20 protein-coding genes and 1 other RNA gene are annotated in these 23,114 nt (G+C 57.1%); 11 read left to right on the top strand and 10 right to left on the bottom strand.

Translation table 11 applies throughout. The features are described 5' to 3' along the window. Positions 1–130 precede the first annotated feature (130 nt). From Q1A43_RS02680 to Q1A43_RS02670, 3 genes are read left to right on the top strand one after another with little or no spacing between them, the layout of a single operon-like run. Positions 131–2,359 (top strand): trypsin-like peptidase domain-containing protein, encoded by a 2,229-nt coding sequence (locus Q1A43_RS02680; RefSeq protein WP_299932245.1) that lies wholly within the window; start codon positions 131–133, stop codon positions 2,357–2,359. A 46-nt stretch (positions 2,360–2,405) separates the two neighbouring features. Then, positions 2,406–4,829, top strand: coding sequence for a DUF4384 domain-containing protein (locus Q1A43_RS02675; protein WP_299932242.1), 2,424 nt, complete (start codon positions 2,406–2,408; stop codon positions 4,827–4,829). A 14-nt stretch (positions 4,830–4,843) separates the two neighbouring features. After that, positions 4,844–5,653, top strand: coding sequence for an OmpA family protein (locus tag Q1A43_RS02670; protein ID WP_299932239.1), 810 nt, complete (start codon positions 4,844–4,846; stop codon positions 5,651–5,653). 86 nt (positions 5,654–5,739) lie between these two features. Here the strand turns inward: Q1A43_RS02670 and Q1A43_RS02665 are convergent, their stop codons facing one another. Continuing rightward, positions 5,740–6,201: an SRPBCC family protein gene (locus tag Q1A43_RS02665; protein ID WP_299920799.1), complete on the bottom strand. Its 462-nt coding sequence runs from the start codon at positions 6,199–6,201 to the stop codon at positions 5,740–5,742. A 66-nt stretch (positions 6,202–6,267) separates the two neighbouring features. After that, positions 6,268–7,236: an NAD(+) diphosphatase gene (nudC, locus tag Q1A43_RS02660; protein ID WP_299932542.1), complete on the bottom strand. Its 969-nt coding sequence runs from the start codon at positions 7,234–7,236 to the stop codon at positions 6,268–6,270. A gap of 194 nt (positions 7,237–7,430) precedes the next feature. On the opposite strand from nudC, the gene Q1A43_RS02655 reads away from it, so the two are divergent. From Q1A43_RS02655 to Q1A43_RS02645, 3 genes are all read left to right on the top strand, one after another. Then, the gene (locus Q1A43_RS02655; RefSeq protein ID WP_299932236.1) at positions 7,431–9,404 is read left to right on the top strand and encodes a bifunctional 2',3'-cyclic-nucleotide 2'-phosphodiesterase/3'-nucleotidase; all 1,974 of its coding nucleotides are present in this window, start codon (positions 7,431–7,433) and stop codon (positions 9,402–9,404) included. A gap of 182 nt (positions 9,405–9,586) precedes the next feature. Continuing rightward, positions 9,587–9,925: a hypothetical protein gene (locus Q1A43_RS02650; RefSeq protein ID WP_299920805.1), complete on the top strand. Its 339-nt coding sequence runs from the start codon at positions 9,587–9,589 to the stop codon at positions 9,923–9,925. Then, complete coding sequence (locus tag Q1A43_RS02645) at positions 9,922–10,560, top strand: HAD family phosphatase (protein ID WP_299932232.1); 639 nt, start codon at positions 9,922–9,924, stop codon at positions 10,558–10,560. The genes Q1A43_RS02650 and Q1A43_RS02645 overlap by 4 nt, the downstream gene beginning before the upstream one ends. A 26-nt stretch (positions 10,561–10,586) precedes the next feature. Here Q1A43_RS02645 and Q1A43_RS02640 read toward each other — a convergent pair whose 3' ends face one another. Then, positions 10,587–11,570, bottom strand: a complete 984-nt coding sequence (locus Q1A43_RS02640; RefSeq protein ID WP_299932229.1) for a hypothetical protein — start codon at positions 11,568–11,570, stop codon at positions 10,587–10,589. 262 nt (positions 11,571–11,832) lie between these two features. Further along, positions 11,833–12,939 carry a class I SAM-dependent RNA methyltransferase gene (locus Q1A43_RS02635; protein WP_299932226.1) on the bottom strand — a complete coding sequence of 369 codons (1,107 nt, stop codon included), beginning with the start codon at positions 12,937–12,939 and terminating at the stop codon, positions 11,833–11,835. A gap of 116 nt (positions 12,940–13,055) precedes the next feature. Here Q1A43_RS02635 and ffs point away from each other — a divergent pair. Next, an RNA gene (ffs, locus tag Q1A43_RS02630) (signal recognition particle sRNA small type) lies at positions 13,056–13,151 on the top strand. Positions 13,152–13,216: 65 nt separating this feature from the next. Here ffs and Q1A43_RS02625 read toward each other — a convergent pair. The 3 genes from Q1A43_RS02625 to Q1A43_RS02615 form a co-directional block, all read right to left on the bottom strand. Next, positions 13,217–13,783 carry a protein phosphatase gene (locus Q1A43_RS02625; RefSeq protein WP_299932224.1) on the bottom strand — a complete coding sequence of 189 codons (567 nt, stop codon included), beginning with the start codon at positions 13,781–13,783 and terminating at the stop codon, positions 13,217–13,219. Next, positions 13,749–14,594 carry a neutral zinc metallopeptidase gene (locus tag Q1A43_RS02620; protein WP_299932221.1) on the bottom strand — a complete coding sequence of 282 codons (846 nt, stop codon included), beginning with the start codon at positions 14,592–14,594 and terminating at the stop codon, positions 13,749–13,751. Before Q1A43_RS02620 ends, Q1A43_RS02625 begins: the two co-directional genes overlap by 35 nt. A 107-nt stretch (positions 14,595–14,701) precedes the next feature. Continuing rightward, a complete protein-coding gene (locus Q1A43_RS02615) occupies positions 14,702–16,243 on the bottom strand; it encodes an ankyrin repeat domain-containing protein (protein WP_299932218.1) in 1,542 nt (513 codons plus the stop codon). Positions 16,244–16,503: 260 nt separating this feature from the next. Here Q1A43_RS02615 and Q1A43_RS02610 point away from each other — a divergent pair, with 260 nt between their 5' ends. The 4 genes from Q1A43_RS02610 (at position 16,504) to recR (ending at position 20,418) form a co-directional block, all read left to right on the top strand. Continuing rightward, positions 16,504–18,261 carry a DNA polymerase III subunit gamma/tau gene (locus Q1A43_RS02610; protein WP_299932216.1) on the top strand — a complete coding sequence of 586 codons (1,758 nt, stop codon included), beginning with the start codon at positions 16,504–16,506 and terminating at the stop codon, positions 18,259–18,261. Positions 18,262–18,416: 155 nt separating this feature from the next. Further along, positions 18,417–18,761: a YbaB/EbfC family nucleoid-associated protein gene (locus Q1A43_RS02605; RefSeq protein WP_299932213.1), complete on the top strand. Its 345-nt coding sequence runs from the start codon at positions 18,417–18,419 to the stop codon at positions 18,759–18,761. Continuing rightward, positions 18,761–19,825, top strand: coding sequence for a TraB/GumN family protein (locus Q1A43_RS02600; RefSeq protein ID WP_299932210.1), 1,065 nt, complete (start codon positions 18,761–18,763; stop codon positions 19,823–19,825). The genes Q1A43_RS02605 and Q1A43_RS02600 overlap by 1 nt, the downstream gene beginning before the upstream one ends. Then, the gene (gene recR, locus Q1A43_RS02595; protein ID WP_299920832.1) at positions 19,822–20,418 is read left to right on the top strand and encodes a recombination mediator RecR; all 597 of its coding nucleotides are present in this window, start codon (positions 19,822–19,824) and stop codon (positions 20,416–20,418) included. Before Q1A43_RS02600 ends, recR begins: the two co-directional genes overlap by 4 nt. A gap of 96 nt (positions 20,419–20,514) precedes the next feature. Here recR and Q1A43_RS02590 read toward each other — a convergent pair whose 3' ends face one another. Genes Q1A43_RS02590 through Q1A43_RS02580 form a run of 3 tightly spaced genes read right to left on the bottom strand, consistent with a single transcriptional unit; the run spans position 20,515 to position 23,113 of the window. After that, positions 20,515–21,324, bottom strand: a complete 810-nt coding sequence (locus Q1A43_RS02590; RefSeq protein WP_299932207.1) for an N-acyl homoserine lactonase family protein — start codon at positions 21,322–21,324, stop codon at positions 20,515–20,517. Beyond that, positions 21,321–21,602 carry a putative quinol monooxygenase gene (locus Q1A43_RS02585; RefSeq protein WP_299920836.1) on the bottom strand — a complete coding sequence of 94 codons (282 nt, stop codon included), beginning with the start codon at positions 21,600–21,602 and terminating at the stop codon, positions 21,321–21,323. Before Q1A43_RS02585 ends, Q1A43_RS02590 begins: the two co-directional genes overlap by 4 nt. Continuing rightward, positions 21,602–23,113 carry a tripartite tricarboxylate transporter permease gene (locus tag Q1A43_RS02580; protein WP_299920839.1) on the bottom strand — a complete coding sequence of 504 codons (1,512 nt, stop codon included), beginning with the start codon at positions 23,111–23,113 and terminating at the stop codon, positions 21,602–21,604. The genes Q1A43_RS02585 and Q1A43_RS02580 overlap by 1 nt, the downstream gene beginning before the upstream one ends. Position 23,114: the final 1 nt, after the last annotated feature.

Here is a 23,114-nt window from a genome sequence, read left to right as displayed (position 1 = left end):
TGACCCTCAAAACGGCGTCTTGTCACAAACAGGTACCCTAGGGTCAGGTTTTCCTTCGTTGACTCATTTGCCCCGTCTGACCAATCATCAAAGCACTTGCCCGAAAAGGCTTTTTTGAGAGGATGTTCCCGTGCGCAATTTTGTCGCTGCCATTGCATTGATCGCTGGGCTTAGCCCACAGGCCCCGGCCCTTGCGCAAGACATCGTTGGGTTTGATCGTGGCGATTTCGGCAATATCGTCCTGAACCGCAAGCAATCCGCCAGCGCCGGTGACATCGAATTTGAATTGTCGGTTGGCGATTACAACAACGAGAGCATCCGCAACTATTCCCCGGCAAGTATTTTTGCCAAGATCGGCCATTCGGTGGGGCGGTTGGATATTCTGACCGACAAGGGCATTTTTCCCTGCACCGCCTTTATCGTCGACAAAAAACACATTCTCACCAATTACCACTGTGTGCCCGGTATTTTGGACAATGAACGCGCCGGGGCGACCCGGATTGACGCGGTACAATTTGTGGCCGGCTACACCCAACAAGGCGTCGAAGAAGGCACCCGGAAATTCACCGTCAGCCCAACACCAGTTGAGGCGCATGAAGACCTTGATTATGCGTTACTTGAGGTTCTTGGTGACCCGAGCGCCGAGTATGGCATGCTCAAACTCGCCGCGGCCACGCCCCATGATGGCGATCCTTATTGGGTGATTGGCCACCCGATGGGTGAGGCCCAGCGCATCAGCCGTGAAAAATGCAAGGCCAACAACCCCGCCCTGTCTAACAACCGCTTGCTGCATACCTGCGATACCCTGCCGGGCAACTCCGGCTCACCGGTGATTGATGCGTCGTTGCAGATGGTTGTCGGGCTTCATCATGCGGGATCAAAACGCGACAGTGTTAACTTTGCCATTCCGATGTCTGAGATCATTGAACGCTCTCAAATACTTGAGGCGGCTTTGACCACGCAAGACGATGCCACGCCGGTTGATCCAACCCCGCCTGAGGTGACGCCGCCAACGGGCACGCCGCCCAAAGACGAGACACCGCCAACCCCAGATCAGGATGAGGCCGGGGCGCTATGTGATGCGCTTTATACCGAGGCCAAGGGATACGGCGAATGCTTTGCCTATCGCGCCTATGTCGAACAATGTCAGGGGCATAAATTCGCGCCGTTTGCCCAAAGCTTTATCAATCACCAATGCAAAAGCGCCGAGGTCACACCGCCCATCACGCCAGCGCCGATTGAGCCCAAACCGGTTGATCCGGTGCCCGTCACTTATTTGCGCCCATGGTGCAGCGCCTCGCATCTAACCCCGACCGAAGCCGCCATTTGTGGCGATGCTTATCTGGCCGGTTTGGATGAGCGCCTGTCGCGCGCCTATAACACCCAATCGGGCCGCAGCACTGCGCGTCAGCAGGCGACATGGCGCACCTCGACCCGCGATGCCTGTGGCAGCAACACATCCTGTATTGGCCAAGTGGTGCTTGACCGGATCACCTATCTGGAAACCCCGGTTGTTACGCCACCGCCCGCCAATGGGGGTGGCAGCTATAACACCGTGCGCGGCAACTACCGCCTATCGTCAAGCAAATGCTACATCGTCACCGCGTCGCGCAGTTCGATCTCCGAAGCCGTCAGCTTTGCCAAACAATGGTTCCCCGGTCGCTCGGGTGTGCGGATTTTCCAATCCACCAACGGCTATTACGGGATCACCGTCAAAACGGTCTCCAAATCCAGTTCTGACTGGGAAATCAATCAGTTGAAATCCCAAGGGGCCATCCCCGGGGATAGCTATTGTTCCTCGGGCCGTCGCTATGTCGCCGAAGTTCTTTGGCAAGGTGGCGGTGCCCAAGCGCCGATCCAGACGCCCAAACCCAGCAACCGCATCATGTATGTGGCCAACAACAAGGATGGCGGCCTAAATGTGCGCCCCGGTCCCGGTACGCAATATGCCTATTTCACCGAGATTGATCCCGGCACCCGCCTTCAGGTTGTTGGCAGCTCGGGCAAATGGTCAAACGTGATTTTGCCGAGTGGCCAAAAGGGTTGGGTTTACACCCCGCTTTTGACGGCCACCCAACCCTATGTGCGTCAATGTCGGGCCACAGTGCGTGGTTTGCGCCCGGTCTCGAACTATAACGCCTCTACCGGCGCGGGCTTTCTTGCCGTGCGCTCCAAACCCTCGACCAAGGGGCGCAAAGTCTCTGAGGTCTATCTGGGGGACAATGTGCGCGTGGTTGCCCAAAGCGGCAATTGGGCCCGCATCCAATGTATCTCGGGGCAATGCCGCTCTCCCTATGCCGGACGTGCCGGTGTGCGCGGTTGGTCCTCGAAAAAGTACCTTTCCATCAGTTGTAATTAACTCGACCCATTAATCAGCCACCAGCTTCGGTAGCAGGAGAAATGATATGAAACGCAATGTTCTGTTGACGGCCAGTTACTTGGCAACGGCGGCATTATTGGCCGCCCCCGCCTGGGCCCAAGATGAAACCGGGGCTCCTGCCCTACCTATGGATGCCACCCCGGCCGAAGAAGCCGCCTATCAGGTGTTGGATAAATACTGTGCCGGGTGCCATCAGGATGGCGCTTTGAACGACGGTTTAGCCAAGTCAAAATCCGGGTTTGGGCATGTCTTGGACATGCGCCGTTTGGCCCAAGATCCGAAATTTGTGTCGCTTGGCGATCATACAAAATCCAAGCTCTATCAGGTGATTGCCGGTGGCTCGCCTCCGATGCCCGACAATTGTTGGTCCCCCGATTGCACCCCCAAGGAAGAAGAGCTTGAGGTGTTGAAACTCTGGATCGACGAGCTTGATGACAATATTGCCGAAAAGGCGTTTGTGTCGCTCGAAGATCTGCACCGCTTGGCCCATGATGATTTGCAAAAGCAGCCAACAAATCGCCGTGACCGCATCCGCTATATCTCGCTCCGCCCCTTGTATAACGACAAGGATGTCAGCCCAGAGAACTACGAAGCCTACCGTCAGGCGACGATCAAATTGATCAATGCACTGAGCTGGAACCCCGAACCCTATAATTGGGAAAAGGTGGACGAGCACGGCGTGTTGATGCGGATATACCTGCCGGAGATCGATTGGGATCATGCCAAATGGCACCGGCTCGAAACCATCTATCCCTATGGGTACACAAGCGAAACAGACCCCTATCTCAACCCGCTTAAGCACATGGCCAAAACCGAGGTGCCGATCATTCGCGCCGATTGGTTTGCCTCAACCGCCTCAGTGTCGCCGCTTTACTACGACCTGCTTGGCCTGCCGGACACGGTTCAGGGATTGGAAAGCCTATTGGGCCTCAGCATGGTCAAGAACATCGCCAACGAACAGGTGGTGCGTGCCGGGTTCCAGAATTCAGGTGTCAGCACCAACAACCGTCTGATCGAACGCCATGCCCTTGGCACCGGGTTCTTTTGGACGTCCTATGACTTTGCTGGTTCAAAGGGGCGGCAAAGCTTCTTTGAATACCCGCTTGGTCCCAAGGAAGTCTATGGCGAAGAGCTTGCCTTTACCCATGATGGCGGCGAGTCGATCTTTACCCTGCCCAATGGGTTCCATGCCTATTATCTCAATACCGAAAAAGGCGTCCGCTTGGATGTTGGCCCAACCAGCATCGTGCGCGATGATGATTATTCCGACGGCACCGGCGAAGTTGTGAATGGCATCAGCTGCATTTCCTGCCACTCCAAGGGTATTCGCTACAACGATGACTCGGTTCGCGATGTGGCGATCAACAACTTGTCCCTGTCCCCTAGTTCACGTCAAACCATCGACGCGATCTATCCGGGCAATGACGTTGTTCAGGAGTGGTTCAAAAAGGACGAGCAGGCGTTTTTTGAGACATTGCGCTCGGCCGGGATTGACCCTGAAACCACTGCTGGTGGGCTAGAGCCGATCCGCGGGTTGTTTGTCTATCACGTTGATCATTTCGTTGATCTCCAACAGGCTGCCAACGAACTTGGCATGACCGAAGACGCGTTGCGCAAGCGGATGCCCTTTGTCGGACATCAATTCGCCAGTCTAATGACCCGGCTTGAGCAATCACCGATTGCGCGGGACGAATGGACCGCCGCCTATCCGGCCTTGATGGAGAAGTTGACGGATTACCGCCCGATCATCAACGATCACAAGGCCCCGGCCAACCTAACCGCCTCGGTTGCCGCCGTGGTCAAAGACACACCATACGCGCCACCTGCGGCGGATCATGGCTCGGTCTATGCGGCCCCTCCGGCCAAGAAAGACACGCCGATCACCACCTATGCAGATGTGGCCAAGCCCGATCACAAACCGCATGATCCGGTGGCCCATTCGGTGCCAAGCCAGTCACATCTGACGGTTTATACCGACAAGCCGACATATACCGTGGGTGAGGGTTTGAAAGTCTTTATCGAACCGCGTCACGATTGCCGCCTGACCCTCATCTCGATTGATGATCGTCACCAGAGCTGTGTCTTGTACCCCTTCCCCGGATTGGATGACATCGTGATCAAGGGTGGCTCGCAATATGTCTTCCCACCACGTGGCACGTTGAAAACCACGCATCAGGGGCTGGAAACCATTCTCGCGATCTGTAACGGCGGGCATGACGCGATTGACCTGCACACCCGCGACACGTCGAAAGTGTCCTGTGCCGCCGATCACAAGCCGCTGAGCAAAGATCAATACGCGACCGTGGTGAACGAAGTTCTGGCGCTTGATCTTGGTGACGATGGTAGCGAGGACAAACACAATGTTGCCGGTGTCGATTACCGCGGCGTTAGCGACCACAACCCCAAGATCGTGAAATCACAGATCTCGGTTGTTGTGACCGCCCATTAACAAGGAGTTCGGAGATGTTGAAGTTCCTCACAACCTCCGCCCTGTGTCTTGGTTTTGGTGTGGGGCTGCCTTTGGTGGCCCCAACACCGGCACAGGCCCAAAGCGGAGAGATTTTCATACCCGGTGCGGATAACGCCGTTCCGATGATGAAACCCAAACCAACCAACCCCTTGGCGCGCTGTATGTTTGATGCCTCGGCCGCCAATTGTTCGAACGTCGGGCGGAGCGAAGACGGTGTTCAATTCGAAAGCGCCGTTGCCCCGCAATATGAAACGTTGGTTCTGGATTTGAACGATCACAAGGTTGCGATTAGTACCGAGCCGCCGGCCAAACCACCGGTCTATGATGCGCCACCGGTGAAAGACCCGTACAAAGCGGCGGACCATACCGCGCCAAAAACCCATAGCCCCGATCCGGCCTATCCGGATGGCAAAGTGGCGCTGCCTTCGGTCGCGATTTCGATTGAGTTTGATTATAACAGCGACCACATCCGCGCCGACCAACTTGGCAAGCTGACGCAACTGGTTCAGGCGTTGCAGGACCCGGCCCTAGCGGGCACGCCCTATGCTGTGATTGGTCATACGGATGCGGTGGGATCGGCGGGCTATAACTGTGATTTGTCCCTGCGCCGCGCCGCCTCCGTGACCGAAGCGCTCGAACTAAGCTATGTGCAATTGCCGCTATACCCGGTGGGGTTTGGAGAGCATGTGCTTAAGGACGAGTACAACCCCAAAGCGGCTGAAAACCGGCGGGTGACGTTTTTGCGCCTGCCCGATCACCCCGGTGTGGTGTTGCAAACCGCAAACGCCGTGTGCCACTATTAAAACGGCCTTGGGGCCCATGACATCGCGGGCCCCACACCCAAATTCCATGCATGGAATTTGCAAAAGTTTTGCAAAACTTTTTGGCGTTACCCTTTGAGACGGTTTTCCAAATCTTTGGCCAAATGCGCCATCCGGGTTTTGAAGCGCTTGTCCAGCCCACCTTTGGCCAGTTTCAGCGATTGAACCAACAAACGCGCCGACAAAGTTTTAGGGACAAATTCAGTTGTCACACCGATCCGCGTACGCGACCTCGACAGCGCTACCAGATCAACAGTTGTGCGCGCCTCAAGCCCGCCCGATACGCTGTCAAAAACCATCTGTTCCGGCGCGCTATATTGCGCCAGTTCAATCGCGGCGGTACGGGTCTTGCCGCGGAACTTGAAACCGGCTTCCCAGCTGAGCCCTTCGGCCACTTCGCCCGGATCATTGGTGCGCTGCACGTCAATCCCACGGCGCAGAACTTGCCGTTCGATCCCTTCGAAATCGGTGATTTCCGCAAAAACCCGGTCAAGGGGTGCTTCGATATCTTCGCGTGCTGTCAGTTCCATCAGTCCCACCTGCCCTTATCGATTGCTTGTCCAGCTTATTGACCACTGCATAGCGCAAAAAAATGGTTAATCCAATCGGTCAGCCAGCCAATTTCGCATCAGAAAATGCGCAATTGCGCCTTTTCGGCCCGGCAAGATATCACTGCGCAAGCCGGCATAAGCCTCGATCATGTCTTCGCGGGTCACCCAGCGGGCATCTTCAAGCTCATTTGGATCCAACGTGATCTCATCATTTGTCGCTTCGCCATGGCACCCGATCATCAAAGATGATGGAAAGGCCCAAGGTTGACTGGCGAGGTAGCGCACCGGGCCAACGGTGATCCCGGCCTCCTCGAATACCTCACGGCGCACCGCCGCTTCGATGGTTTCGCCCGGCTCCAGAAACCCCGCGAGACAGGAATACATCCCCTCGGGCCACCCCGGCGATCGCCCCAAAAGCGTTTTGTTTCCGCGCGTGATCAACATGATCACCACCGGATCGGTGCGTGGGAAATGCGGCGTGCCGCAATCGGGGCAAATCCGTTGCCACCCGGCCTGAAACAGCTCGGATTTCGTACCGCATTTGCTGCAAAATCCATGGCTTGCATGCCAAGCGAAAATTGACCGCATGGTCGCCGCCAATTCGGCGTCACGCGCAGACAGCCGCACCATGATCGCGCGCAACTCGGCAAAACGTTCGTCCCCACCAAAAGCGGGATGTTGTTGTTCCGATGGGTCCAAAAACTGCGCCATCGCTTCGGCGTCCAATTCGGGTGGCTCCCATCCGGAAATGTCGTGGGCAAACACGGCCGCCCCGTCTTCGCGCCCCATAAAGATCGGCGCATCTTGGGCCTCGGCCAAAATGGGATGGTCCATCGGCACCCGCACCAGATCAAGCGCCCCGGTACCCGACACCAAAGGCTTGCCGCGCCAGATCAAAATACAGCGCGCCCGCGCGTCCTGCATCAACCCGGCCAAGGCCGGAATATCGCCCCGCACTTCCGCCGCCCGGTCCAACCCCGAGCCACCAAATGTGACCTCTTCGGCATGTTTCATGTCGCGCCCTTCCTCAATTGCCGCGACCTTGCCGCGCCGTGCCAGCGGATGCAATCGCCATCGCGCGACGTCATAGCAAGATGTGATCAATCCATGATTGAAATACGTGGGGATGTGATAGCCTGTCACAGTACTGTTGAGATTCGCTGCCATGCAGCACGCAGGACCAATCATAACAACCAATAGGGTGACTCATGTCCAAACCATTGAATTCTCTATCCCGTCGTCAGTTTCTGGCAAGCACCTCAGCCGGGGCCGCAGTGATCGCATTGCACCCGTTTTCAGTGGCGGCGGCGACCAATCAGGCGCATTTGCGCATCATGGAAACAACCGACATCCACGTGCATGTGCACCCCTATGATTACTACGCTGACAAGCCCCGCGACACGATTGGCTTGTCGCGCGCGGCATCGATCATCAACGACATCCGCGCCGAAGCCACCAACTCGTTGTTGGTCGACAACGGGGATTTCCTTCAGGGCAACCCAATGGGCGATTACATCGCCTATGAACGCGGCATGAAAGAGGGTGACATGCACCCAATCATCACCGCCTTCAATACGCTCGGCTATGATGCGGCGACAATCGGCAACCACGAATTCAACTACGGCCTGGATTTCCTGATGAAATCCACCGCTGGGGCCGAATTCCCGATTGTTCTGGCTAATATAGCCAAAGAAAAGGGCGCAACGGCGCGTGATGACACGACGTTGTTCAAGCCCTATTCGATCTTGGAACGGACCGTAACAGACGGCAATGGCGACAGCCATCCGATCAAAGTTGGCGTGATCGGCTTTACGCCTCCGCAAGTGATGAACTGGGATCGCCGTCATATGGAAGGCAACGTCGAGGCGCGCGACATCGTCGAAACCGCCAAGGCCTATATCCCTGAAATGAAAGAACAAGGGGCCGATATCATCATTGCCCTGTCGCATTCGGGCATTGGGGCCGCCGATCATAGCGACGGCATGGAAAATGCCTCTGTACCTTTGGCGGCGGTTGATGGGATCGACGCGCTGGTCACCGGGCATTCGCATTTGGTCTTCCCTTCGGCGACATATGCGGATTACGCCGCCGTTGACGCCGAAAAAGGCACCATCCACGGCAAACCCGCTGTGATGGGCGGCTTCTGGGGCTCGCATCTGGGGGTGATTGACCTGTTGCTAGAACGCGAGGGTAATGAATGGCGGGTGGTCACGACCACCTCGGAATCGCGCCCGATTTCCAAACGCAACGAAGACCGCTCTATCACGGCTTTGGTTGAGGATGATCAGGCGGTCTTGGCCGCCACGGCAAAAGATCACGAAGAAACCCTGGCCTATGTGCGCCGTGCGGTCGGCAAAACCTCGGCCCCGCTGCATAGCTATTTCGCACTGGTTGCGGATGATCCATCGGTTCAGATCGTTTCAATCGCGCAAAAATGGTATGTCGAGCAGATGCTCAAAGGCACCGAACACGAAGGCCTTCCGGTTCTGTCTGCGGCGGCGCCGTTCAAGGCCGGTGGTCGCGGTGGACCAGAGTATTACACCGATGTTGCCGTCGGCGATGTGGCGATCAAGAATGTCTCTGACCTCTATCTTTATCCCAACACCGTCCGCGCCGTTCGGGTCACCGGGGCACAGGTCAAAGGCTGGCTGGAACGCTCGGCCGGGATGTTCAACCAGATCGATGCAGGGTCCAAGGACGCGCTGTTGCTGAACCCGTCCTTCCCGTCCTACAACTTTGACGTGATCGATGGGGTGACTTATCAGATCGACCTTAGCCAACCGTCGCGCTTTGGCCCCAAAGGCGAGATGATGGATGAAAACGCGTCGCGCATTGTCGATCTGCAATTCAATGGTGCGCCGGTGACTGATGACATGGAATTCATCATTGCCACCAACAACTACCGCGCCTCAGGTGGCGGCAAGTTCCCCGGCACCATGGATACCATCGTGTTCGAAGCCCCCGACACCAACCGCGATGTGATCGTGCGCTATATCGTCGAACAGGGCACAATCGATCCAAAAGCCGACGCCAATTGGTCGTTTGCACCGCTAGGTGACACGACGGTTCTATTCGAAACCGGCCCCAAGGCGCGCGATTACATTGATGACGTCAAAGGGGTGGCAATCGAAGATGCCGGTGATGGAGCCGATGGTTTTGCCGCCTTCCGGATCAAGCTGTAAACTAGGCTGAAAAAACCAAACAGGCGCGACACCTCTCGCGCCTGTTTGTCGTTGTAGGTAGCTCGGCGGGACGGCGGGCGGGGCGACGTGCCCAAAGGGCACAAGCGGCGCAGCGCCGCACCCCGTGACAATCCGCAAAGGCCCGCCTATGTGTGAAGCGCAGTTTCAAAACAGGATCCCTCATGTACAAGTTTCTCGCTGGCATGATTGTCATGGCCGCAATTGGCGCTTTTCTCAGCAAACCAACCCAAGACGACGCCTATGAAGAAATCGCCCATCTGACCCGCGCCACCCTTGAGCAACAACAATTGCACGAGGCCCAAGGTGTGCGCGCCGCGGCACTCTTGGCGTGTCGACTGTCGCCGCAGTCTTGCGTCGAGTTGCTGATGTCCGGGCTGGATCTCAACTACGAAGACCGCATTCTCTATGCAAAGATTGACCTTGACGGGTTTGGCATGGAAGCCAAATGCTATGGCGCGTTTTCCAAGTTCTATTGCCCTAACGGGTTGGTCAAACAGTGACCTACCAAGCGGTAATTTTCGATCTCGACGGCACATTGCTTGATACCGAAGCCCAAGCCATTGCCGCCGGGCAGCGCGCTTTTGATCAGCTCGGGATTTCCATACCTGAGGGGTTCTTGTATCAAATGGTTGGTGTCGATTTTCACACCGGCATGGCCCAGATTGTTCGACGTTGGCCCGATATCGATACCGCTGCGCTTGATAAAATCTGGGCCAAAGAAGCGCGCGATATGGCCGCGCGCGGCATTCCCTTGAAACCCGGCGCTTTGGACTTGCTCGATCTGATCGACACACTGGCCCTTCCCAAGGCCATCGCAACATCGTCTTTTGCCCATTCTGCTGCGCAAAAACTTGCAGCGGCGGGCCTATCGGATCGATTTGATACCGTGATTTCAGTCGATTGCGTAAGCGAACCCAAACCCGCCCCCGCGCCCTATTTACTAGCTGCTGAACGGCTAGGCGTTACGGCGCACAACTGCCTTGCCTTTGAGGACAGTGAGACCGGGGCGCAATCCGCCTTTGGCGCGGGTATGACTGTGGTGCTGGTGCCCGACATCGGCAAAACCACCGGCACCTATGCTCATCATGTAGCCACGGACCTGCTGCAAGGCGCGGCAATGGCCAAATTGACGTAGCCACCTTTCGCAAACGGTTGCTCGTTTCAGGCCGCCAACGCGTCTAACAACCAATCGCGCATGTCTTGATCCTCAAGCGCATAGCTCCCCCGGCCCGGACGCCAGACCAACCCTTTTTCGCGCAGCGCATCCAATGCCTTTTGCACCTTCGGTGCCGTCGGCACATCATCAAGTTGCTGTCCAACCCGCTCTAACGTCCGGGCGGCAAAGGGAGAAAACGACGCCCCGTCTTCGATGAGAACCCGCAAAACTGAACGCTGCATAGGGTTCAATGTCCCAAAATCATCTTCGTGCTGTCGCCAGATACGGGCGCGCAGGGAGTTTGGTGCCGTCTGAACGGTTTGTTTTAAGCCTTCGCTTCCGGAGGCGCTTAGGGCGTGTTCCATCACAACATGGGTCAGAGTTTTCGGCTGATACCCCAAAAGCTCAAAAGCCGCTTCGACATCATCTGCATCCAGCTGATTGGCCGGGGCAAGACGCGGGTTCACAACCGACACCAAGCTTTCGATATAATCACGCCCAAGGCGCGGAAACTCTTGGACCTGGGCACCGAAAAACGGCGCGGATCGTTTAAGCACCAATGCACTGAGCTTGTCGCGATGCGACCCTGCAAAGAGCAAATGCAGTTTGCTGCCCGTACCGGACGACCCAAACTCCAGCCGCGCCTGCCGAAGGGCGGTCAGCGCGGCTTGGCCGGTCGGGCTTTCCCAAGCCTCCTGTGCTTCATCAACAATCAAAACCAGCGGGCACTCTGTTCTGGCAATAATTTCACCAATAATGGTGCTTAACGTGCCTTTGCGGCGCGCGTTAGTCGCGGGAAGGAGACAGGTGTAGGACCCAACACCCACCTTGGAGATAGGTAGAGTATCAAGGCCAATGCCACGCTGTTTTGCGACAGCGACAAGCTCTGCAATCAGAACATCAACGATGTTTTTGCCGGGATCGCAGGACGGCGCATTCCAAAGATCGCAGTAAATCGTGTGAAACCCACGACGATTCAGCAAGGGCACGAGATCGCGCTTCAGGAAGGCCGATTTTCCAGTATGTCGAGGGGCCGTTACAAATTGCGCGACCTTGTCTGCGCTATCCCCTTGGTCTTCAAATTTGTCTGCAATGAGTTCAGCTTGGAATTGACGTGGAAAATGAAAATCGTGGCACATAAGACTACCGGAAATAAAAGGATTGCTAGAAATAACGGTGACACCCCATCCTAAAGAATAGGTTTTCACCGCACCACACACCTTAAGGTTTAATTTTTGGTTAAGCCAGAGGCTAAAGTGCCTCAGTTTGATAAAGCTTGACCTTAAGTCCACCGAACGAAATTGGCGGGCCGGATTTGAAGGGCAAACCAGCAGATTTTGCCAAGCCGGCGTCGCTGGTCACCATGCCCACGCGCCAACCTGCAAAACGCTCTTTTAGTGTTTTCCCAAGACTTCCGTACAATGAAAACAGCAACTTACGATTTCCGATACGGGCCCCATATGGCGGATTGACGATCACCAATCCCGCGGGTCCCTCTGGTCTTTGCAAGTCGGACACAGCCGCGCGATGGAAATGGCACAGCTCGGAAATTCCGGCCCGATTTGCATTGGCAATGCTTGATCTGATCGCGCCGTCGTCACGATCTGAGCCATAAAAACCGGACGTTACGTCAACTCGCGCCGGAGTTGCAGACTTCATATCGGCCCAAAGACCGGCATCAAAACTCTCCAAATTCTCAAAGGCAAACGCGCGCGACCGACCGGGCATCAAGCCTGCGGCAATTTCCGACGCCTCAAGAACAAACGTGCCCGACCCGCACATAGGATCGACCACCGGCTCGGTCCCGCTATACCCACATTGGCGCAAAAATAGCGCCGCAAGGGTTTCGCGCATCGGGGCTTTGCCGACGGCTTCTTTGTGACCGCGCCGGTGCAATGGTTCGCCCGAGGTGTCCACACTGATGGTGACCAGATCGTCTTCGATCCTTACCATCACGCGTAACGCGGCATCCGCCGATATTTCTGCGCCAAGGGTTTCCTTGATCGCGGTTTCGACGCGCTGGCGGGCGGCGCGATCATGATAGATTTTCGACTCTCGGCACGTCACATCAACCCGAACCGGGACGTCGGGCCGCAAAAAAGCCGCCCAGTCGAATTTGCGCGAACGTTTGTCGAGCTGTGCAAGATGGAAGGCCCGGAACGAACCGACACGCGCCAAAACACGCCCCGCCCCGCGCAAACACAGATTGGCGCGCCAGACCTCTGGCCAACCGCCCGTTGTGGTCACGCCACCGGCCACCGGTTGCGGATTGGCAAAACCCGCTTCGCGTGCCTCATCAGCCAGAACAGCTTCTAGCCCCGGAGGAGCCGCTAGAAAAATTTCGAAATCTGTGGTCATGTGGCCCGTGTAGCGGGTGATCCCGCAGGGGACCAGCCAAAACAGTTCCCGCCACGGATGTCATGAATTTGAAACAGAGCATTGCGAATCCCGTTTGGCCACATTAAATGAAGCCTTGAGAGGTTGCGCGGGCGAACGCCTCGCCAACCTGGTCAGATCCGGAAGGAAGCAGCCACAACGAGTCCCGTTTGGGTCGATGCAATCTCTCACCTACTTTCCCAAACGACCAATATGAGCGACAGGGTTGGCCCAAGATGTGGCCGACTTAGGATGAACTCTATTCCGAATGCCGCATGAAAAGCGGCATGTTTTGCTCTGCACCTCTGGCCCAGTTTATCTGATTGTCATTGCCGATTCCGGCCTCTTGGGCGGTGGCGAGACGATCCTTGGTATCCCCCGGAGCAGCCCCGGTTTCGATCATCAAACGCAGCGCCACCATCGCCGAGCGCGCTCCGCCATCGCCACACAAGACCACCACGCGGCCACCACCGCGCAAAGCCCGGCGCGCCCGTTCGCTTATCTGATCCCAGGTTTCGCCACTCGCAACTTCGGGCACGTCGCCCGGTGCGATTTGGAAATGAACCCAACGTGTGCCGTGATCTTGGACATCCGCGCCCAAACCATCGGCATTGGCCGCCGTGATTTCCTCAGGCGTCGCCAGTGTGATGACCATGGCGGGCATCCAACTAGCGAGATGTTCGAGATCACCCGCGTAATCCCCGCCTGCCCCCGGCAAGCTGGACAAGGCCAAGATGCCACCGCCAACAGGCAGGGCCTGAATCACAATCGGGTCGATTTTACGCGTCGTATCAGAGCTGTTCGGTGCCGAAGGTGTCACAGTCACGTACCTGCCCCCCATCATATCCACGCGCAAACCAACGCGCCCGTTGTTCGGATGTCCCATGCATAAAGGTGTGCGGCTGGGGCACCCGCCCGGCGCGACGTTGCAAATGATCATCGCCAATTTTGCGCGCTGCGTTCAAGGCTTCGTTCAAATCACCGGGCTCTAGCATGCCATCCAAATAGCGCGCCCAAACCCCCGAAAGGCAATCGGCCTGTAGCTCTAGCCGAACGGTTAGCGCATTGGCCTGCGCCTCCGACGCTGTCTTGCGGCGTTTGTTGACCTCACCCAAAATGCCCAACTCGTTTTGCACATGGTGGGCGACCTCATGGGCAATCACATAGGCAGCGGCAAAATCACCCTTGGCCCCAAGGTTGCGCGCCAGCGTGTCAAAGAACTCAGTATCGAGGTAAGCCTTTTCATCCGCCGGACAGTAAAACGGCCCCGTCGCACCCGAGGCCCCACCACAGGGCGACGAGGTTTGCCCGGCAAACAAGACAAGCACCGGGGCTTGGTATTCGCGCCTCAGTTGATCGGGAAAAACCTGAGACCAGACAGTTTCGGTTGTGGCAAGCACCTGAGAGGTGAATTGAGCCGCGTGTTCGTCTTGCGCCGAGACCTGCCGAGGCGTGGATTGCGCGGGCGCGTCAAGCTGTTGCAGCAAACCCGACACATCGACCCCGGCGAAATAGCCTACGGCGAGAATAATCAACAAACCGACGCCGCCGATCTTGGCCCCGCCTTTTCCGCCGCCGCCCCGTTGTCGACGACGGTCTTCTATGTTCCGGCTGCCACGAACCCCGCGCAGTCTCATACTCATCTCCCCCAGGCAAACACCGAAGCGATGATACACATCACAAGCGTTTGGCCTAGCGATTCGTTAACGCGGGGCTTTTGACGGGCGGGTGAACCGCGTTTAGATCAGACAAGCTGCCCCGGATGTGCCTCCCCCCAATCTTCGAGAAAGGCGCGAAGGTCTTCGCGGCCGGTCTGGGAAATTGCGGATCGTGGCAGGGCCACCCCTTCGCGCAATGCCAATTCCAGACAGGTGAGATAATCCCGGCCCTCCCGATCTGGATTGTTTTCAGAGCCGTGCAAAATCGTCGACAGCAAGGTGCCCCCGTAGCCGTTGACATGGCTGAGGTCCGGTTTCATCCGCAAGAAATATTCCATGACCTCGGGCAACCCTTCCCACCCGGCGATTTGCACCGGGGTAAGACCTTCGGCATCTGGTTTGTCCCATGGCAAGCCCAGCGCGATCAGGCGTTGGACCTGATCCAAACGTCCGGGCAGGTGCAAGATTTCGCGCACAAGGTCTGCATAAGCCTCGGGGAGCAAAGCCGGATTGATGAACTCCCCCGGACTGTCTTGACCAGTGGCGGCGCGCGCCATGAGGGTTTCTTCGCGCGACAGCGGCGTTTCGCCCCCCCGCGCCTCAATCGCGTTTATGACCGCTTGGTTGCCGTGAACCTTGGCATAGCCATAGGCGCTCGCGCCTTTGTAAATCCGCGCCGGATCGGCACCGGCTTGTAGCAACAGGTCGACCATCCGTTCATCCGACCCACGCCGCGCCGCCTGATGCAGCGCCGGAACAACCCAAGGTGTTTCGCCCCCAACCTCATCGGCGTTGAAATCATCCGCTTGCGCGCCATGCTCCAAAAGCATTTCAACCGCTTTGTGATCGTGAAAATCCATGGCCCGCAAAAGCGCATTGGTGCCTGTGGGTTCCGCCCCCGCCGTGAGCAACATGCGCAGACCGTCGTGATGACCAAGCTCCGTTGCATGATAGAGGCTTTCGCCATCGTTGGGATCAGCCCCATGATCCAAAAACCACTGACCCAGCGCCATATTATTGGCATGGCCAATCGCGCCATAAAGCGCCGAAAGACGATGATCCGAGCCGGGTTGATGGGGGAAACTGTCATTCACATCGGCACCATAGGCCACAAGCATTTCGGCGATGTCGAGCATGGCGGGTTTTAGATCAGGCCAAGCTTGAAACCATTTGGAAAAGGCCAAATGCAAGATCGGGCGGCGCGGACCCATTGGGGTTGTGGCGCGTTTTGGGTCATCGGCAAGGGCGCGGCGTACAGCGTCGACATCATATAACGCCACCTGTAGGCCAAAATGACCGTCTGCCAAATCCGGCGTGTCCCGCAACAAGGCCGAGACCAGCGCGTTTTGACCATGATAGAGCGCCAGCTTGAGACGTTGCACCTTGGTGGCGCGATCAAGACCAATGGTTTGCGCTGCGTGTTTAAGCTGTGGCCAACTGGCAAAACTGTTTTCCTGCGCGATGATATGTAGAAAATCGGCGCGTTTCAGCATGCTGAGATCGGCGCGCGGCGGGTGTTGTTTCACCCGTTCAACCGCGTGGGGGACTGAGGCTGCATAGTCGTGTTGCAACCGTTTGGCGGCAAAGCGCAAATCATCAAGGCGCAGCTCAGGTTTGGGGATGGTCATGTTCGGGTTCCTCCCTTCGTGCCCGCTGATCCGCTAATCGGGCAGAGAAACCGAATTTTCAGTGAAAATTCGTTTGGCCAAGGGTCCGGTATTTGGTCGGACACTGGGCCAAAGCAGGTGCGCATGCTTTCCGCGGATCTGGTGGCCCCCTGCCGATGGACCTTGTCGCAAACTGCCCGCTCTGAAATGGAAAATCAAGCGGTGGACGCCCCCGCTCGCAACGCGTAGCTTGTGCGCTGACTCTTTGAGACTGGACCGACATGACCGACACGCCCGAATATCAGGTTCTTGCCCGCAAATACCGCCCCGAGACCTTTGCCGATCTTGTCGGACAAGAGGCGATGGTGCGCACGCTGCGCAATGCATTTAAGGCGGATCGCATCGCCCAAGCCTTTGTTATGACGGGTATTCGCGGCACCGGGAAAACCACTACGGCGCGGATCATTGCCAAGGGCATGAATTGTATCGGAGTGGATGGCGAGGGCGGGCCAACAACCGACCCTTGTGGGACATGCGAACATTGCGTCGCGATCATGGAAGGCCGTCATGTTGACGTGATGGAAATGGACGCCGCATCGCGCACCGGTGTAAACGACATCCGCGAAATCATTGATTCCGTGCATTATCGGGCTGCCTCGGCGCGCTATAAAATTTACATCATCGACGAAGTTCACATGCTGTCGACCAGTGCGTTTAACGCCTTGCTCAAAACGCTCGAAGAGCCGCCAGCCCATGTGAAATTCATCTTTGCGACCACCGAAATTCGCAAGGTTCCGGTGACGGTTCTGTCGCGTTGTCAACGTTTTGATCTACGCCGGATTGAGCCCGAGGATCAGATCGCCCTGCTCCGCAAGATTGCGACGGGCGAAGGGGCCGAGATAACCGACGAGGCGCTGGCCTTGATCACCCGCGCCGCCGAAGGCTCGGCACGCGATGCGACCTCGCTCCTTGATCAGGCGATTTCGCATGGGGCCGGTGAAACCACCGCCGATCAGGTGCGCGCCATGTTGGGCCTTGCCGATCGCGGCCGGGTGATGGACCTGTTTGAACGCATCATGCGCGGAGACGCCGCCGGAGCCTTGGAAGAGATGGCCAGCCAATATGCCGATGGGGCCGACCCCTTGGCGGTTTTACGAGATCTGGCTGAGCTGACCCATTGGATTTCGGTGGTGAAAATCACCCCAGATGCCTCGGATGACCCGACCATCGCCCCAGATGAACGCGCCCGCGGCTTGGCCTTTGCCGACGGGTTGGGCATGCGCACGCTGAGCCGGTCTTGGCAAATGCTGCTAAAAGCGATCGAAGAAGTGTCTAACGCCCCATCGTCGGTGATGGCGGCGGAAATGGCGATCATTCGATTGACCCATGTTGCTGACTTGCCCTCCCCCGAGGAGCTGATCCGCAAGTTACAAGACACGCCGCAACCGTCTGGCCCCGGCCCACAGGGTGGTGGCGGAATGATGAACCAAGGCGGCGGTCATGTTCAGGCCCATGGCGGCGTGATGCCAACCCATCCGAGCCCAAGCGGCCCGGTCGCACATGGCGGCGGCGCGGCAACGGCGCTGGCCACCGATCAGGCTTTGGCGAAATATCCCAGCTTTGAGCATGTTCTTGAGCTGGTCCGCGTCAACCGCGACGTGAAGCTTTTGGTCGAGATCGAAGGCAACCTGCGCCTCGCCGCTTATCAACCCGGTCGCATCGAATTCGCCCCAACCGAAACCGCCGCCCCAGATTTGGCGGCCCGCTTGGGGAGTTCTTTGCAGCGCTGGACGGGCAACCGCTGGGTTGTGACGCTTGTGAATGATTGCAACGCACCGACGATTGTTGAGCGGCGCGATGCGGCGCGATTGGCTTTGCACGCCGAAGCCGAACAACACCCATTGGTTCAGGCGGTACTAGAGGCGTTTCCCAAGGCCGAAATACTGGATGTTCGCACAGCCGAAGACATCGCCGCCGAAGCGCAGGAAGAGGCGCTACCGGAAGTCGAAGACGAATGGGATCCGTTTGAAGAAGACTAAGAGGCGGGCGGAACCAAATTCCGTGCACGGAATTTGCAAATTTCATTGATGAAATTTGGCGCAGCCCTGCCTACTTGTGTCCAAAGACTGGCGTTGCGATAAACGCGCCGACATTCAAAGGCCCCGATCCGGTGCCATTACACAGGAGACATGACATGCTCAAAGGACTGGGCCAGCTTGGCGATATGGCCAAGATGATGAAATCCGCGCAGGAAATGCAGGCCAAGGTCGTGCAGATGCAAGAAGACCTGACCAACACGATCGTTGTTGGTGAATCCGGTGCCGGCTTGGTCAAAGCCCGCGCCACAGCCAAGGGTGAGCTCACCGGTCTGGACATCGATCCGTCGATCTTTGTGCCGTCGGAAAAAGAAGTCGCAGAAGACCTTATCCTGGCGGCGATCAAGGATGCACAGGCCAAAGCCAAAGAGCGCGAACAGGCCGAAATGCAAAAGATCACCGAAGAGCTTGGCCTTCCAGCAGATATGAAGCTGCCTTTCTGATGATGTGTTGGGGCTTGTTTCGACAACTGGCCCCCGCCTTTGTGGCGGCGTCTTTGGCGCTGCCTGCTGGTGCTCAGGACTGGGCGACGCGGGATGTTTGTGACATCCAAGAGCTGGCGGTTTTTCCAGAGGCCTTGTCGCCGTTGCCTCTGGAAACGCTAGAACACCAAGCCAACGACATCCCAAATGGCACCGGGCGTTTTTGGCAAATCACCGCCCCAAACGGGGCTGTGTCCCACCTTTGGGGCACCTTTCATAGTTCCAATCGCTACATTCTCGACCTGCCCGATCAGGTGCTGGATCAGATCGAAGCGGCGCGTCTTGTGGCACTGGAAATCGACCCTACGTTCCGCACCAGAGCTGAAGTTTACAAAACCGCGCAACAAACAGGTCGTTACCGCCCCGCCGGAACCTCGTTTCAATTCGCCGATTTGGGTTTATCTGATCAAATCGAGCTTTGGGTTCGTGACCGAATGGATGCAATCGGTTGGGGCGCTTCCTCCGCGGATTACCTAACCTTAGGGGCTTTGGCCGAACTGTTGCTCTGGTCGCCATGTGATGATTTTGACGGCGGGATCATTCCCGATCAGGACAGCTACATCCAGACCCGCGCCCGGATTGCAGGTGTGCCCATTTTGGGCTTGGAGCCGTCAGACAGGTTGCACCGACACCTAAACCATCCTGACAATCAAGGTTTGGCCCGCGCGATGATTGCGGTTTACGGGGCGTATTTGACCCCGGTCGCGGACTGGAAACCAATGGCGTCGCATATGGCGCTCTATCGTCAGGGCCGGATCGCGGTGTCGATGGTCGCGGATGCGGCCTTTGTTGAACAGACATTGGGCAATGAAGGATCGGCGCTATATGCGCAGCTCAACGATTATCTTTTGATTGAACGCAACTATGGGTTTGTTGAGGCTGCCACCGACGCGCTTGATCAAGGCGGCGCTTTCATTGGGGTTGGGGCCTACCACCTGCCCGGTGCGGAAGGGGTTGTGGACCTGCTCCGCGCGCAGGGGTACAGAGTGGAGCGTGTCCCCTTGCCCGGCGAAGGTGTTGAATGACCCAATCCACCGATAAAATCGAAGAGCTGATCGCCCTTATGGCACGCCTGCCTGGGCTTGGCCCGCGATCCGCGCGCCGGGCTGTGCTCCATCTGATCCGAAAGCGTGGCATCTTGCTCTCGCCTTTGGCGGACACGTTGCAAGAGGTTGCGGCCACGGCCCGCGAATGCCTAAATTGCGGCAATGTCGGCACCTCGGACATTTGTGAGATTTGCGAAGACACGCGCCGCGCCAACGGGATTTTATGCGTTGTCGAAGATGTGGCGGACCTATGGGCGATGGAACGCGCCGGGGTGTTCAAAGGGCGCTATCACGTTTTGGGCGGCACATTGTCGGCTTTGGATGGCGTCGGCCCGGACGAATTGCGCATTCCGCAATTGATCAACCGCGTCCAGGCCGAACAAGTGAACGAGGTTATTCTTGCGCTGAACGCCACCATTGATGGGCAAACCACCGTGCATTACATCGCCGATCAGCTGGAAGGCCGGGTCGAGATGTCATCGCTTGCGCAGGGTGTGCCGATTGGTGGTGAGCTGGATTACCTCGATGACGGCACCATCACCGCCGCCTTGAATGCGCGTAAGAAACTGTAGATTGCGCTTGCAGCGGGCGGGTTGAGGGGGCCAACCCCCTCTGGGCCCAAGGGCCCATTCACCCCCGGAATATTTTTGGAACGAAAGAAGCCAAACTTAGGGTGCTATTGGCGATTTTGGGCCATTGTCCAAACGGGTGATGTGGTCAGCTTTGTCTTGATGAAAGTATGCCCGCACCAATGGATCATGGCCGGGTATAATCAAGTCGGGTTTTGAAGCGAGCTTGTAAAGCGTGTTGAACCCGTCGAGCATGTTTTGTAAATCCACCACAATGGGGAAGGGTTTGCGGGCCTGAAAGTTCTCATAGTAATGCGCCGCGTCCGACGCCAACACCATCCAACCGGCCTGGGTGCGAACGCGGACTGCTTGCAACCCACGGGAATGGCCACCAATGCAATGCACGCTTAGCCCGTCGGCGATTTCGACCTCTCCGTCATGGAAGGTGAGCTTGCCGCGATAAAGGCGCGTGATCGCTTCGCAGACATGGCCGGCTGTGAAAGGCATGCGCAGGGTGTCGTGACACATGCAAGGGCCCGTGGCATAGGCCATTTCCGCCGTTTGCAGGTGCAAGTGCGCATTGGGAAACAAGGCCAAGCCACCCGCGTGATCATAGTGCAGATGGGTGACGATGATTTCGGTGACATCATCCGGTTTCAAGCCAAACGGGGCCAGCGCCTCGGCCGGATTAAGACGAATGGGGCGGTCACGACTTGCGGCCTCGTCGTCGTCATATCCGGTATCAACAAGGATCACCCGATCCCCGCGCCGTAGTAACCACATGAAATAGTCCATGGCATGGGGGGCGTCGTGGTTGTCATCAAAGATGAAGCTGTCGGCGCGGGTGCGGGCATTGCGATCGGCGTATTTGATCGCATAAACCTCCCAGCAATCGGACGGCGCGGTCATCGGATCACCTCGGGGTAGCAGACAAGCGCCTTGTCAACGAGCATCGCATCAACTTGGCCCATGAAGGTTTGGAAATGCGTCGTGGCGAGATGAGCATCAAAGGCGGCGCGGTCGTCATAGACCTCATACAAAAACACCGTATCGCCATCACGGCAAATGTCGAATTGCTGACATCCCACTTCGGTTTCGCGCGACAGGCGGGCATTTTCTGTCATCTTTGGAAGGAACGCCGCCATTTGGCCGGGTTTCACTTGGATCGTCACGGTCACAACATACATTAGGCGGGCTTTCTTTTGAGACGGGAAAAGAGGCGTTTGATGGCCGGGATTTGAGCGCAGATCAGCGCCACGTTCAAGGCAAGAAGGATCGCGGCACCGGGGCGCGACACAAACACGCCAAGATCACCATCCGATAAGAACAAGGAGCGGCGGAAGGTTTCATCAAAGAGACCGCCAAGGATAACGCCAATCACCAAAGGCGCGATGGGGTATTTCATCATGTTCATGAAATAGGCCACGAATCCGACGCCGAGCATGAGATAAAGGTCATTGATCCCGCCGCCGACACTAAAGGAGCCGATGGTAGTCAGCACCATAACAACCGGCAGGAATACGGTTTGCGGAATGCGCAAAATCTTGATGAAAATCTTGGCGGTAAAGAGGCCAAGAATCCACATGGTAAAGCTTGCCAGAACCATGATCGCCACAACCCGCAGGATGATATTGGGGTCGATGGTTGGACCGGGGATGACGTTGTTGATCTTGAACGCCCCCATCAGCGCGGCGGCAGGGGGGGAGCCGGGAATGCCAAGCACCAAAAGCGGGATCAGCGCCCCACCGATACAGGCATTGTTGGCGGTTTCAGAGCTTAGCAGCCCCTCAAGTGAGCCTTTGCCAAAGTTCTTGCCATCGGGCGACACGGTTTTGCCGACGCCATAGCTTACCCAACCGGCAACGTCTTCGCCAACACCGGGAAGCGCGCCAACGCCGGTACCAATGACACCAGACCGTGCGATGGTTGGCATGTGGCGTTTGACAGCGGTCCAATTGGGGAGGATGCGGCCCTGAAGGGCGACCATTTTACCGACCTCCATATGGCGCAAGCCGTCGATGATTTGGGGCACCGCAAAAGCCCCCATCAACACAGGCACCACCTGAAACCCCGACAACATATAAGACCAGCCAAAGGTGTAACGTGGCTCGGACAACAGTGGGTCCATGCCGACCATGGCCATCGCTAACCCGATCAAACCGGCAATCCAGCCTTTGATCACAAGGTCTTCGCTCATCAAGGTTCCGGAAAGGAGGATCCCGAACAGAGCGAGCAAAGCCTTTTCTGGGCTGGCGATGTTCTTGGAAATGAGCAACAGCACCCAAACAAAGATCAACAAGGCAGCTGTGCCAATCAGGGTGCCAATGAAGGAGGCGGTAGTGGTCAGGCCAAGGGCTTCGCCACCCCTGCCCTGCTTGGCCAATGGATGGCCATCCATCGCCGTCGCCGCCGAGGCCGCAGTACCGGGAATATTGAGCAAGATCGACGGATACGACCCACCATAGATTGCCCCAACATAGGCCCCAAGCAACGCGATTAGCGAATAATCTAGTGGGATTTTATTGCCGAAAAAGCCGGTCAAAATGGTCACCGCCAATGTCGCGGTTAACCCCGGCAAAGCCCCAAAGGTGATGCCAAGAAACACAGACGTGACCAAATAGACATAGGTCAGAGGATCAATGATCAGCGCGTAAAACGCCCCGCCAAAGCCGGCAAGTTGGGAAAGAACAAACTCCATA

It is taken from the genome of uncultured Pelagimonas sp., assembly GCF_947498515.1.
Classification (GTDB): domain Bacteria; phylum Pseudomonadota; class Alphaproteobacteria; order Rhodobacterales; family Rhodobacteraceae; genus Pelagimonas.
This window is presented reverse-complemented; position numbering and strand designations above follow the sequence as displayed.